We start from the raw sequence: 12,907 nt of genomic DNA on the forward strand, positions 1-12,907 counted from the left end.
CCAGAAAGAGAGGCAACTCGCAACTGAGTGCGCGGCGACCAAGCGCGCAACGCTAGAGATGTACATAGTCCATGCAGGCCTCAGAATCTTTGGAGGCACCTTGGGGACGAGGAGCGCGTCGAAAAAGCACCCGAGAAGTTGTGAAAGCGAAGGGCTTGGAATCTTTGAGGTTTTTCTCTCGATTCGGGGCTCGTCTCTTGACGAAGATTACGGAACTTGAACCCAAAGCCCAGAGGTAGCGGCGGTCTGTGACTTTCAGCGTTCCGAGGTCATGAGTGACACCACTTCCTCCGCGCAGCCCCAGGACAGGGTGACGCCCGCGCCGCCGTGGCCGTAGTTGTGGATGACCTGGCGCTCTCCCACGCGCTCTTCCTCGAGGCGCACTGTGGGGCGTCCGGGTCTCAGGCCCACCTTGTGCTCCAGGACCTGGAAGTGCGCTCCAGCAGGCAGCAGTCGCCGGCAACGCGCGAGGATCTCCTGCGCCTTTGCTGAGTCGGGCACTAGCGACGCGTTCTCGCCCTCGGCCGTCCCTCCCAGGATGCAGTCGGCGGAGCGGGGGATGACGTAGGCAATCCCTCGCTCCTCGCTCTCATCGAAGAAGAAGCGCGACACGGGCGGCGGAGCCACTCGCAGCACTTCGCCTCGAATCGGGAACAGCGAGTCGTCTCCCACCAGCGTGCGCGCCCCCAGGCCCGTGCAGTTCACGACCACCGGAGACTCCCGCCACGCCTCATCCAACGAGCGCACCTCGCGCTGCAGCAGCCGGCCTCCCAGCTCCCGGAACCGCGCCATGAGGAACGGCAGGTAGCGCGGCATCTCGATGATGGGCGCCTCGAACGAGTAGCCGTGCGAGTACCCCGGCACCATCTCCTCCGCGGTGGTCGCACGCAGGCTCGGCACGCAGGGCGCCCACCAGGGCTCGGGCGGCGCCTCGGTGAACAGCTCAACCCCTCGCACCACCTGGATGCCCGCCTCGGGGTTCGCCGACAGCTCGCGCAGCACTTCGAAGGTGCGCCGCGCCCAGCCCGTCACCCGCTCCTGCGGGAAGGCCCGGTACGGGTACCAGACGGCAGCGGCCACATCCGAGGTGGTGTGCGGCGTCAGCTCCCGCGCCCAGAGCTCCACCGTGTGCCCGGCCTCTCGCAGCCGGATGCCGCACGAGAGCCCCGAGACGCCTCCTCCCAGGACCACGACGTGCATGGCGTCCCTCGCCTCACTGCGCCCGGCGCTCGTCCGCCCGGCGGCGGCGCTCGGCCTCGGCGGGCGTCTCCGGCGGCACCAGCGCGTTCGGCCCCCGGCCAATCAAGTCCTTGCGGCCCGCCTGCTCCAGCGCCTCGCGCGCCAGCGGCCAGTGCTCGGGGTTCCAGTAGAGCAGCAGCGCCTTCTGCAGCTTCTTCTCGCGCAGCCCTCGCGCCGTGTACACCGGCTCCATCTTCAGCGGATCGAACCCCGAGTAGTACATCGCCGTGGCCACCGCCATCGGCGTGGGGATGAAGTCCTGCACCTGGCGTGGCCGCTTGCCGTTCTTCTTCAGCCACAGCGCCAGATCCACCATGTCCTCCAGCGTCGAGCCCGGGTGCCCGCTGATGAAGTACGGGATGTCGTACTGCTCCTTGCCCGCCTCCTCGCTCGCGCAGGCGAACATGTGCTGGAAGCGCTCGAAGCTCTCGATGCCCGGCTTCTTCATCTTCTCCAGCACCCGCGGCGACACGTGCTCCGGCGCCACCGAGAGCTGCCCGCCCACGTGGTGCGCCGCCAATTCCTTCACGTACTCCGGCGAGCGCTCCGCCAGGTCGTACCGCACGCCGCTGGCGATGAAGACGTGCTTCACGCCCTCCTCCTGGCGCACCTCGCGCATCAAGTCGATCAGCGGCCCGTGGTCCGTCTGCAGGTTCTCGCACACCCCCGGGTGCACGCAGGACAGCTTGCGGCACTTGCTCTCGATCGCCTCGCTCTTGCACTTGAGCTTGTACATGTTGGCCGTGGGGCCACCCAGGTCGGTAATCGTGCCGCGGAAGTCTCCCATCCGCCGCAGCGCCCGCACCTCGCGCAGCACGCTCTCCGCCGAGCGGCTCTGGATGACGCGGCCCTCGTGCTCGGTGATGGAGCAGAACGTGCACCCGCCGAAGCAGCCTCGCATCAGCACGATGGAGTGCTTCACCGTCTCGTAGGCCGGGATGCGCTCCTTGTACATGGGGTGCGGCACGCGGTTGAACGGCAAGTCGTACATCTCGTCCATCGCCACCGCGCCCTCCGCGGTGCCCGCCCCGTCCTCTAGCGGCTTCGCCGGCGGGTTCATGTAGATGGCCCGGTTGCCGTGGCGCTGCGCCATCGCCCGCGCGTTGCCCGGGTTGGTCTCCATCTGGAAGTCCCGCGACATCACCGCGAAGGCGCGCTTGTCCGCCACCACCTCCTCGTACGAGGGCAGCACCACCGTCTTCCGGTCCGCCGCACGCTTCGCCGGGTCCGCCTCGTGGGCCTTCATCTCCGCGTCGTTGATGAGGTACGCGGTGCCCCGCACGTCCCGAATCTGATCGATGGACTCGCCCCGGCGCAGCCGGTCCGCCACCTCCCACACCGGGCGCTCGCCCATCCCGAAGATGAGCAGATCCGCCTTGGCGTCGAAGAGGATGGAGCGGCGCACCTTGTCGCTCCAGTAGTCATAGTGGGCGATGCGTCGCAGCGACGCCTCAATCCCCCCCAGGACGATGGGCGCGTCCGGGTACGCCTCGCGGCAGCGCTGGGCGTAGACGATGGTGGCCCGGTCCGGCCGGCAGTTGGTCCTCCCGCCGGGGCTGTACTGGTCCTCGGAGCGGTTCTTCTTCTGCGCCGTGAGCCGGTTCAGCATCGAGTCCAGGTTGCCCGCCGCCACCCCGAAGAAGAGCCGCGGCGGCCCCAGCACCTTGAAGGGCTCGGCCGAGTGCCAGTCCGGCTGGGGGATGATGCCTACCTTGAACCCTCGCCCCTCGAGGAAGCGGGCGATGAGGACGGGACCGAACGCGGGGTGGTCCACGTACGCGTCCCCGCTGACGATGATGATGTCGAGCTGCTCCCACCCCCGCGCCTTCATGTCGGCGCGAGTCGTGGGCAGGAACGGGTGGGGGAAGCGAGCGAGCGTGGCCATGGTATCCGCCTCTCCCCTAACCGCTGGGTGTGTGGGGAGGCAATACTCCCTAACACACACCCGGGCCCCGCTCATGCCGCTACCGCCAGGGAGGGCGGGTTACTCGAAGTCCAGCGTCGAGCCGCCGCTGAGCTCCTTCTCGAGCACCGTGGGCCGGCCGACGATGGTCAGCTTCGAGCCGCCCGAGGCCGACACGCGCAGGCTGTCCGACACCTGCAGGGTGGTGACTCCACCCCCGCTGGAGTCCAGCGAGGCCTTCCGGACGGAGAGCCCGCGCGCGTGCAGGGAGCTCCCGCCCGAGGTGGTGCTGGTGAGCTCCGTGGCCTGCCCCTCCAGCTGCGCCTCGCCGCCCCCGCTGATGTCCAGGGAGAGCCGCTCCACGGCCAGCCCCTTCGCCTTCAGCTTGCTGCCGCCACTGGTGTCGATTCTCAGGGACGGGACGGAGATGGTGCCGCTCAGCTCCACCCGGCCACCGCCCGAGCAGTCGATGTCCTCCATCCGCGGCACCGTCACCTCCACGCGCAGGGGGTTGGGCGAGCTCCAGCCCCGCCCGAACTCATTCTTCTCGTCGAAGTAGATCGAGAGGGTCTCCCCGTTGCTGTCCGTGTGCACGTAGCGCAGCAGGTTGTCATCGCCCACCACGCGGACAGCGGTGGGCTTCGTCGGGTCCACCACGATGGTGGCCGTCAGGCCATTGCTCACCTCGAGCGCCACGAAGTCGCCCGTCCTCCGCTCCTCCTCCACCGAGTTCCCGCTGCCGGAGATCTCCCCGATGCCACACCCGGTGGCGAGCACCGCCCACAGCGAGAGACCCACCCAGCGCGCGCGATTCACGAAAGCCATGGTTCCACTCCCAAAGTTCGGGCCGGTCCTGCCGGCGTCGGCGGGTGGAACACCGAGGCCCGCTCGAACTGTCACTCGCGGAGCCCCTTTTCTTCGCACCCAGGCTCCAGGGAGCCCTGCCGGGGGCAGCGCCACTGGAACCCCCGGGCGATTTGCTTTATGTGTGGGGCCGCTCGACCCCTGCATGACATGACAGACGAACCTCCTCCCCGGCCGCGCCGCTCTCCCTGGTTCCCCCGTGCCTTCCTGGCGCTGGGGCTGTTGCTGTGGACGGCCTGTGGCCAGAAGGAGGCTTCCGGGCTCGAACGCGTGCAGCGCGCGGGCGTGCTCCGCTGGGGCGCCGATGCGCAGGGCGGCGAGCCCTACGCCATGGAGGACCCCGAGCACCCCGGCCGCTACCGAGGCTTCGAGGTGGAGCTGGCCGACGCCCTGGCCCGCGAGCTGGGCGTGCGCGCGGAGCTCGTCCAGAACGACTGGTCCAGCCTCATCCCCACGCTGGAGCGGGGCGGCTCGTTCGACGTGGCCATGAACGGCATGGAGATCACCCCCGCCCGCGCCGGCCGGGTGCTCTTCACTCGCCCCTACTACCTCTTCAACCTGCGGCTCATGGCGCGCAAGGAGGACACCGCCGTCACCGGGCTGGAGTCGCTGCGCGGGCGCCGCGTGGGCACGCTCTCCAACTCCCTGGCGTGGGACCTGCTGCTGCGCGCCGGAGCCCAGGCCATCCCCTACGAGGGCGTCCAGGAGCCGTACATCGATCTGGAGCAGGGGCGGCTGGAGGCGGTGCTGATGGACGACATCATCGCCCAGCGCTACGGAATGCCCCGCCCTGGCCTGCGCGTGGTGGGGGACGTGGGCGAGGGCTACTACGCCATCGCCGTGAGGCCCGGCGAGGAGGACCTGCGCCGGGCGCTGGATGACGCGCTGGGCCGCATCGCCCGCTCGGGCGAGCTGCGGGAGGTCCTCCGTCGCTGGGGCATCGACAACGCCGCCGAGCAGCGGATGGTGGAGTGGACGGAGGCCCAGACGCGCGAGGTGCTCGCCGAGACGGCCACGGCGGAGCTGGGCTGGAGCCAGGTGCTGCTCTTCCTCCGGGCCTCGGTGGTGACGCTGCTCGTCTCCGTGGGAGCCATGCTCCTGGCCATCCCGCTGGGAATGTCGCTGGCGCTGGGCCGGCTCTACGGGCCGAAGTGGGTGGGCGGCTTCATCACCGGCTACGTGGAGCTGCTCCGCGGCACGCCGGTGCTGCTTCAGCTCTACGTCCTCTACTACGGGCTGGCCGCCGTGCTGCGGCTGGATCCGCTGAGCGCCGCCATCCTGGGCCTGGGGCTCAACTACGCGGCCTACGAGGCGGAGGTGTACCGCGCCGGCATCCTCGCGGTGCCCAGGGGGCAGATGGAGGCGGCGCTGGCCCTGGGCATGCCCACCGGGCTTGCGCTCAGGCGGGTGGTGATCCCCCAGGCCTTCCGGGTGGCGCTGCCGGGAGTGACCAATGACTTCATCGCCCTGCTGAAGGACAGCTCGCTGGTGTCGGTGATTTCGGTGGTGGAGCTGACCAAGCGGATGACGATTACGGCGGTGGATGTTCGGAGCTGGTTGTTGCCCGGGGCGCTGTGCGCGGCGCTGTACCTGGCGATGAGCTACCCCTTGTCCCGCCTCGCGAGACATCTCGAGGCGAAGCTGGAGCGGGCATGATCGAGGTACGAGAGCTGACCAAGCGCTACGCGGACCGGACGGTGCTCAACGGCATCAGCGCCACCTTCGCCCGGGGCGAGGTGGTGGCCCTGCTGGGGCCCTCCGGCGGCGGCAAGAGCACCCTGCTGCGCTGCCTCAACGGCCTGGAGTCGTTCGACGCGGGCTCGGTGCGGGTGGGCGACTGCGCGCTCGAGCCGGGGCGGGGCCGGGGCCAGTCCGCCCAGCTCTGGAGCGTGCGGCGGCGGGTGGGCTTCGTCTTCCAGCAGTGGCACCTGTTCGCCCACCGCACCGCGCTGGGCAACGTCATCGAGGCCCCCGTCCACGTGAAGGGCCAGAGCGTGAAGGAGGCCACCGAGCGGGCCCGAGCCCTGCTGGCCAAGGTGGGCCTGTCGCACCGCGAGGGCGCCTACCCCTCGGAGCTGTCCGGAGGCGAGCAGCAGCGGGTGGCCATCGCCCGGGCGCTGGCGATGGAGCCCGAGGTGTTGCTCATGGACGAGCCCACCAGCGCGTTGGACCCGGAGCGGGTGGGGGAGCTGGTGGCCCTGCTGGAGCAGCTGCGCTCCGAGGGGCTCACCCTGTTGACGGTGACGCACGAGATGCGCTTCGCGCGGGCGCTGGCCTCCCGGGTGCTGGTGCTGCACGGCGGGCACATCATCGAGGAGGGCACCCCTGGCGAGGTGCTCGCCAACCCCCGGCACGAGCGGACCCGGGCCTTCCTGGGGCTCGGGCACGCCGCTGCGAGCTGAGCCCTCCCTGGGGGAGGGCCCTCCGCCGGGCCTACTGCGCGGCCAGCACCGAGGCCAGCCGCCGCATGCCCTCGTCGATGAGCTCGGGCGGGCGGTTGGAGTAGTTCAGGCGGATGCACTGGGCCTTGGGGTGGGCGGCGAAGAACGGGCTGCCCGGCACGAAGGCCACCTTCTGCTCGATGGCGCGCGGCAGGATGTCCTCACCCCGCATGCCCCGAGGCAGCTCCGCCCACAGGAACATGCCGCCGTCCGGGCGCGTCCACCGGGTGCCCTCCGGCATGTGCGCCTCGAGCGAGTCCAGCATCGCCTGGCACCGCTGGCCGTAGACGGCGCGCAGCCGCGTCAGGTGCGCGTCGTAGTCGAACTTCGCCAGCAGCCGAGCCGTGGCCCGCTGCGCCAGCGTGCCCGTGTGCAGGTCCGTGGACTGCTTCACGATGGTGAGGCTGCGCGTCAGCTCCCTCGAGCCCACCGCCCAGCCCAGGCGCAGCCCGGGCGCCAGCGTCTTGGAGAACGTCCCCAGCTGCACCACCACGCCCATGTCGTCCAGCGAGGCCAGCGACGGCAGCGCCTCGCCCCGGAAGCGCAGCTCGCCGTACGGGTTGTCCTCGAGGATCAGCACGCGGTGCTTCTGGGCGAAGCGCACCAGCGCGTGCCGCCGCTCCAGCGACAGCGTGGTGCCCTTGGGGTTGTGGAAGTTGGGGACGATGTAGATGAGCTTGGGTCTGCACCGGGTGGCCAGCGCCTCCAGCTCGTCTACGCGCATGCCTTCGTCGTCGCTGCCCACATATTCGATGCGGGCCTGGTAGCCGTCGAAGTTCTGCAGCGCCGCCAGGTAGCTGGGATTCTCCACCACCACCACGTCGCCCGGATCCAGCATCACCTTGGCCACCAGGTCGATGCCCTGCTGCGAGCCGGCGGTGATGATCACCTGATCGATGGTGGCGCTCAGGCCGCGCTCGGCCAGGTGCGCGCAGATCCACTCACGCAGCGGCCCGTAGCCCTCCGTGGTGCTGTACTGCAGGGCCGCCGGGCCCTCGTGGGCGAACACCTCGGCGTGCGCCTGGGCGATGGCCTCCACCGGGAACAGCTCGGGGGCAGGCAGCCCCCCCGCGAAGGAGAGGATGTCCGGTCGCTCGGCCACCTTGAGGATCTCGCGCACCGCGGACGTCTTCATCCGAGACATGCGCTGAGCCAGAGGCAGGGAGACGGCGGGAGTGTTGAGGTGGGTGGTGGCAGCCAGGGTCATGGGTCAGTCTCCTTTCAGCAGCTCGGGGGCGACCTGGACGAGCGTCTCCTCCTTGATGGACGTCAGTACGATGGTGGTGTGCGTCCGCGTGACGCCGGAGATGGTCCGCAGCGTCTCCACGAGGAGCTGATCCAGCGTCTTCGTGTTCGCCGTCTTCACCTTGAGGATGTAGGAGTCCTGCCCCGCGACGCGGTGCGCCTCGAGCACCTCCGGCAGCGACATCACCTTCTTGGCGAAGCTCTCGAAGTACTTGGGGTGCTCGATGTTCACCCCGATGAAGGCCGTGATGTCCTTGCCGAGCTTTCCCGCGTCCACCCGCGCCGTGTAGCCGGTGATGACGCCGCGCTCCTCCAGCTTGCGGATGCGCTCGGCCACCGCCGGCTGCGACAGACCGACCGAGCGGGAGATCTCCAGCTGGGTCGCCCGCCCGTCGCGCTGCAGCATGTCCACTATGCGGTAATCCAGGGTGTCCATGGCCGGAGACCTTATAAATATAAGCCCGTAAGGTCGACGGCATATAGACTATATGTGGTGTGCCAAGCTTTCAAGGGGCACACGCAAGGGCGGCGTCGGCTATTCGAACTTCCCGTGCCGGCCCGCACCCTGAGCGAAGCGCTGGGCTCCGGCAATGGACTCGGCCTCGAGCACCTTCACACCGCCGGTGAACTCCTGACGCAGCGCGGCCTCCAGCGGCAGGCTCGCCTGCTCGTACGCGGAGCGGCGATCGGCGTTCATGCAGGCCTGGGGGAAGGCGGCGATCTCCCGCGCCAGCGCCTCGGCGGCCTGCCGGGCCTGGCCTCGCGGCACCACGCGGTTGACGAGCCCCATGCCCAGCGCCTCCTGCGCGGACACCGGGCGCCCGGTGAGGATGAGGTCCATGGCGCGGGACAGGCCGATCAGGCGCGGCAGCCGCACCGTCCCTCCGTCGATGAGCGGCACGCCCCAGCGGCGGCAGAAGACGCCCAGCACGGCGTCCTCCTCGGCCACGCGGAGATCACACCAGAGCGCCAATTCCAGCCCGCCCGCGACGGCGTGCCCGGAGATGGCGGCCACCACGGGCTTGCCCAGCACCAGGCGCGAGGGGCCCATGGGCCCGTCTCCCTCCGGCGACAGCCGCGGCATCCGCCCCTCGGCCACGGCCTTGAGGTCCGCGCCCGCGCAGAAGGTGCCCCCCTCGCCGAAGAAGACGCCCACCTTCGCGTCCGGATCCGCGTCGAACGCGCGGAAGGCGTCCGCGAGCTCCCGGGCCGTGGCGCCGTCCACCGCGTTGCGCACGTCGGGGCGGTGGAGGAGGACGGTGGTGACGGGGCCACTCTTCTCGACGTGGACGCTCATGGGCGCGGCAGCCTCGCACGGGCCTTCGCTCGGAGGAACCGGCTCGTGCGGGCGGGCCCCGGAAATGCCCGAGCCCCGGGACTGGCGGGGTGCCAGGTCCAGGGGCTCGGGTTCAACACGGCTCGGTGAGGACTAGTCGCCGAGGGCGGAGTTGACCAGGAAGGCCACGGCGCTCATGCCCGCGTCCTCGTTGTTGTAGTTGTTGGCCGGCTCGTAGATGCGGACGCGCTGGTTGTCGTTGATCCAGCGGCTCAGGAAGACGTCCATGGGGACGAACTCGCTGTAGCACTTGTAGCTCTGCCACGGCGCGTCCAGGTACTCCCAGAAGTACTTCTTCTTCTCCATGCGCTGGCAGGCGTGCGCGCCGATGAAGGTGATGACGGTGCTGCAGTGGCTGGAGTTGATGGGGCGGTGGTGCGGGATGAAGTAGCTGAAGTTGTTGAAGAGGTTCAGCTCCTGCACCAGCTTGTCCTGGTCCACCTTCCAGTAGGCGTGGACGGAGGCCTCATCGTTCGGCGTGCGGAAGCGCTCGTACGAGAAGCGCGAGTAGTTGTAGTCCTGCGTGTAGCCCGTGTAGGCCAGCTGATCATTGGGGAACTCGGTGGCCACCATGCGGTTGATGCTGCCGAAGTTGTTCATGTTGAACGAGGCGGGCAGCAGCGCGAACACGGAGTTCAGGTTCCAGGACTGGCGGATCTTGTCGTGCAGCGCGCGGGACAGGTCCGTCGCGTTCGGCGCCAGGAAGATGGGGCCCGAGTCATTCAGCAGGTAGCCGCGCGCCGGGTTCATGATCTTGCGCACGAAGTAGTACGAGGACGAGGTGGCCGCGCCGCCCGCGCTGTAGCCCGTCACCAGCAGCTTCTGCACGCTGGGGAAGCGCGTCTTGGCGTAGTTGGCCGCGGCGATGGTGTTGGCGTAGCCGTTGTGGCGCCACACCAGCGGCGGGTTGGCCCCCGTGGGGTCCGTATAGGTGGCGGTGTTGTTGCCCACGTGCACGTCACCGGTGCAGTACGGCATGTAGACGATGTTCCAGTCCTTGGTGACCAGGTCCCGCTTGCTGCGCAGCGGCAGGCCCGGGTCCGCGCCGTTCACGATGGGCGAGACGTACTTGGCCGTGAACTGGGTGATGTAGTCGTCCGCGATGCCGTTGGGGTTGGCGGCGCCCAGTACTCCGGCGCGGCCGCTACACGTCTCGTAGTCCCAACACGCGCCGCCGCCCTCGAAGAGGAACAGGAGGTTGGGCGAGGTCGTCTTGCGAATCCAGAACTTGTACTGGGAGCCGTTGCCACAGACGGTGCCGGGAAGGGCCACCTTCTCCCAGGCGTAGTTGTTACCGCCGTCGACCAGCACGTCGATGATCGAGGGGAGCAGCACTTCGGCGCGGGAGACCGCCGGCGCAAGCATGAGGGCCAGCAGGCTCGGCAAGAGAAGGCGCTTCATTCAGGTTCCTCCTGTTTCGGGGGGATTGCCTGTTACACCTGTAGCAAATCGAAAGTCCAGGGGTCTTCTAAACCCCAGGGATAGCCGGAAGGCGTGACAGGTAGGAGAGGTGCGGTTGCGAGGAGATGGCACGCCGCGCTATCTGACGCCCCCATGAGCTCGACGGCCCGATGGAAGCTCCCGCTGGCGATCGGTTTGGTCGCCGTGGTGGTTGCGGTCCTCTTCGCGGTGCTCGGCGGCAAGCCGACGGTGGAGCCCCCTCCGCGCGAGGCGACCACTCCAGCTCCTGCTCCGCCGCCCGCCGCGCCCGCGCGCCCAGCGGCTCCGGCCCTGAGCGCGGGCAGCCAGGCCGATCCGCTCGATCGGTTCCTCATGACGCAGCCAGACGAGGCCGCTGCCGCTCCGGCCGGTAGCCCGGTGAAGCTGGAGGAGCTGCGCGCGAAGCTGCCCGACAACCTGTACTGGGAGCTGGACGCCCCCACGACGGATCCGCAGGTGCTCGAGAAGCGCGCCGAGGCGAAGCGGAAGTGGAACGAAGTGTTCGGAAAGATTCAGTCGGGGGATGCCACCGAGGAGGAGATCCACCGCTACTACGATTACCGGCGGAAGCGCTCGGAGGACAACCTTGCGATCGCCAACCTGATGATCTCCGAGTATGGCGACAAGCTCCGGGAGGAGGAGCGAGGGCTGATCGATCTGAGCATCCGGATGCACCAGGATCGCCTGAAGGAAGTGCCTCGGCAGACCGCGGATGCGCTCGAGCGCAAGGCGCTCCAGGACAAGCGCCGCGAGGAGTGGATCCGCAACGGCAAGAAGCCCTGAGCCCGAGGAAGGGCGCTAAGGTGCGCGCCCATGACTCGGTCTCCCGCTCTCTGTGCCCTGGTCCTGGTGTGTGGCGCGCTCGTCGCCCAGGCGGCGCCTCCCGCGCGCCCCGCGGCGAACCCGCGTGGCTGGCAGCTCGAGTGGGCCCGTGGCGCCGTCTTCTATGAAGTCTTCGTCCGCAGCTTCGCGGACTCCAACGGCGACGGGGTGGGGGACTTCAACGGGCTCACCGCGAAGCTGGACTACCTGAGGGAGCTCGGCGTGGAGGGGCTGTGGCTCATGCCCGTCTTCGAGTCGCCCAGCTACCACGGCTACGACGTCGTCGATTACGAGAAGGTGGACTCGGAGTACGGCACGCAGGAGGACTTCGAGCGGCTGCTGCGCGAGGCCCACCGGCGCGGAATCCGCATCGTCGTGGACTTCGTCATCAACCACACCAGCTCCAAGCACCCGTGGTTCGAGGAGTCCGCGTCCTCGCCGAGCTCTCCCAGGCGCGACTGGTACGTGTGGCGCGCGGATGATCCGGGCTGGACGCAGCCGTGGGGCGGCACCCACCGCGTGTGGCACCCGAAGGGGGACGCGCACTACTACGGCATCTTCTGGGGCGGCATGCCGGACCTCAACTACCGCAACCCCGAGGTGCGCGCGGAGGTGAAGCGGTTGGCCTCGCTGTGGCTGTCGCGAGGCGTGGACGGCTTCCGGCTGGATGCCGCCCGCCACCTGGTGGAGAAGGGCCCGGGCGAGCAGCAGAACGACACCCCGGAGACGCACGCCTTCTGGAAGGAGTTCTCCGCCCACGTGCGCGGCGTCCGCCCCGATGCGCTCCTGGTGGGCGAGGTGTGGAGCGAGTCCAAGAACATCATTCCTTATTACGGCGCGACGACGCGGCTGCCGGGCGGCGACGAGCTGCCCATGCTCTTCAACTTCCCCATGGGCGAGTCGATGCTGGGCTCGCTCCAGGCGGGGGATGGGGCGCGGCTGGCCACGCAGCTCACCGAGGTGAGCACCGCCTATCCCCGGGGCGTGCTGGTGGCGCCGTTCCTCGCCAACCACGATCAGGTCCGCGTCGCCACCCAGCTCGAGGGCCAGGAGGGACGGATGCGGATGGCTCCGGCGCTGCTGCTGACGCTGCCCGGCACGCCCTTCCTCTATTACGGAGAGGAGATCGGCCTGCCCAACGGCCCGAAGAGCGAGGGAGATCCCGGCAAGCGCCGCCCGCTGCCGTGGGACGGCACGGAGAAGGGGGGCTTCACCACGGGCAAGCCGTGGGCGCCGTTCGTCGAGGGCTGGCAGCAGCGGAACGTCGCCGCGCAACTGGGTGACACCGGCTCGCTGCTGCACCGCTACCGGCTGCTCATCCACGTGCGCCGCGCGTCGCCCGCGCTCAGGGTGGGTACGCTCCGGCCGCTGCCTCGGAGCAGCGAGGCGCCCTCCGTGGTGGCCTACCTCCGCGAGGTGGAGGGCGAGCGGGTGCTGGTGGTCCACAACGTGGGGGCCGCGCCGGCCACCGTGAGCCAGGTGCTCCCGGGCACGCCCATGGAGCAGCTCTTCGCGGATCCGGACGTGAGCGCGACGGCCGAGCCCGGCAAGAAGGGCACCTGGAAGGTGTCGCTCCCCGCGTACTCCAGCGCCGTGTGGCGGCTGCGGTAGCCAAGG

11 protein-coding genes are annotated in these 12,907 nt (G+C 69.3%); 4 read left to right on the plus strand and 7 right to left on the minus strand.

Annotated elements, in window-relative coordinates:
* Positions 1 to 255: 255 nt before the first annotated feature.
* The 3 genes from KY572_RS16035 to KY572_RS16045 form a co-directional block, all read right to left on the minus strand.
* Positions 256 to 1,200 (minus strand): FAD-dependent oxidoreductase, encoded by a 945-nt coding sequence (locus KY572_RS16035; RefSeq protein ID WP_224243492.1) that lies wholly within the window; start codon positions 1,198 to 1,200, stop codon positions 256 to 258.
* Positions 1,201 to 1,213: 13 nt separating this feature from the next.
* Positions 1,214 to 3,124 carry a YgiQ family radical SAM protein gene (locus KY572_RS16040; protein ID WP_224243493.1) on the minus strand — a complete coding sequence of 637 codons (1,911 nt, stop codon included), beginning with the start codon at positions 3,122 to 3,124 and terminating at the stop codon, positions 1,214 to 1,216.
* Between the two features lie 99 nt (positions 3,125 to 3,223).
* Positions 3,224 to 3,967 (minus strand): head GIN domain-containing protein, encoded by a 744-nt coding sequence (locus KY572_RS16045; protein ID WP_224243494.1) that lies wholly within the window; start codon positions 3,965 to 3,967, stop codon positions 3,224 to 3,226.
* 189 nt (positions 3,968 to 4,156) lie between these two features.
* Between KY572_RS16045 and KY572_RS16050 the strand changes: the two genes are divergently transcribed.
* Entirely contained in the window at positions 4,157 to 5,662 is a 1,506-nt protein-coding gene (locus KY572_RS16050; RefSeq protein WP_224243495.1) for an ABC transporter substrate-binding protein/permease, read from the plus strand.
* The gene (locus KY572_RS16055) at positions 5,659 to 6,408 is read left to right on the plus strand and encodes an amino acid ABC transporter ATP-binding protein (RefSeq protein ID WP_224243496.1); all 750 of its coding nucleotides are present in this window, start codon (positions 5,659 to 5,661) and stop codon (positions 6,406 to 6,408) included. The genes KY572_RS16050 and KY572_RS16055 overlap by 4 nt, the downstream gene beginning before the upstream one ends.
* 31 nt (positions 6,409 to 6,439) lie before the next feature.
* On the opposite strand, the gene KY572_RS16060 is transcribed toward KY572_RS16055, so the two are convergent.
* The 4 genes from KY572_RS16060 to KY572_RS16075 form a co-directional block, all read right to left on the minus strand.
* Positions 6,440 to 7,654 carry an aminotransferase-like domain-containing protein gene (locus tag KY572_RS16060; RefSeq protein WP_224243497.1) on the minus strand — a complete coding sequence of 405 codons (1,215 nt, stop codon included), beginning with the start codon at positions 7,652 to 7,654 and terminating at the stop codon, positions 6,440 to 6,442.
* A 3-nt stretch (positions 7,655 to 7,657) separates the two neighbouring features.
* The gene (locus KY572_RS16065) at positions 7,658 to 8,128 is read right to left on the minus strand and encodes an Lrp/AsnC family transcriptional regulator (protein ID WP_224243498.1); all 471 of its coding nucleotides are present in this window, start codon (positions 8,126 to 8,128) and stop codon (positions 7,658 to 7,660) included.
* Positions 8,129 to 8,227: 99 nt separating this feature from the next.
* Complete coding sequence (locus KY572_RS16070) at positions 8,228 to 8,989, minus strand: crotonase/enoyl-CoA hydratase family protein (RefSeq protein WP_224243499.1); 762 nt, start codon at positions 8,987 to 8,989, stop codon at positions 8,228 to 8,230.
* A 132-nt stretch (positions 8,990 to 9,121) separates the two neighbouring features.
* A complete protein-coding gene (locus KY572_RS16075; RefSeq protein ID WP_224243500.1) occupies positions 9,122 to 10,429 on the minus strand; it encodes a pectin acetylesterase-family hydrolase in 1,308 nt (435 codons plus the stop codon).
* Positions 10,430 to 10,582: 153 nt separating this feature from the next.
* Between KY572_RS16075 and KY572_RS16080 the strand changes: the two genes are divergently transcribed.
* On the plus strand, positions 10,583 to 11,251 hold the full coding sequence (locus KY572_RS16080; RefSeq protein WP_224243501.1) for a hypothetical protein: 669 nt from the start codon (positions 10,583 to 10,585) through the stop codon (positions 11,249 to 11,251).
* A gap of 30 nt (positions 11,252 to 11,281) precedes the next feature.
* Entirely contained in the window at positions 11,282 to 12,901 is a 1,620-nt protein-coding gene (locus KY572_RS16085; RefSeq protein ID WP_224243502.1) for an alpha-amylase family glycosyl hydrolase, read from the plus strand.
* Positions 12,902 to 12,907: the final 6 nt, after the last annotated feature.

The sequence above is a fragment of the Hyalangium gracile genome, from assembly GCF_020103725.1.
In the GTDB taxonomy this organism is placed as follows: Bacteria; Myxococcota; Myxococcia; order Myxococcales; family Myxococcaceae; genus Hyalangium; species Hyalangium gracile.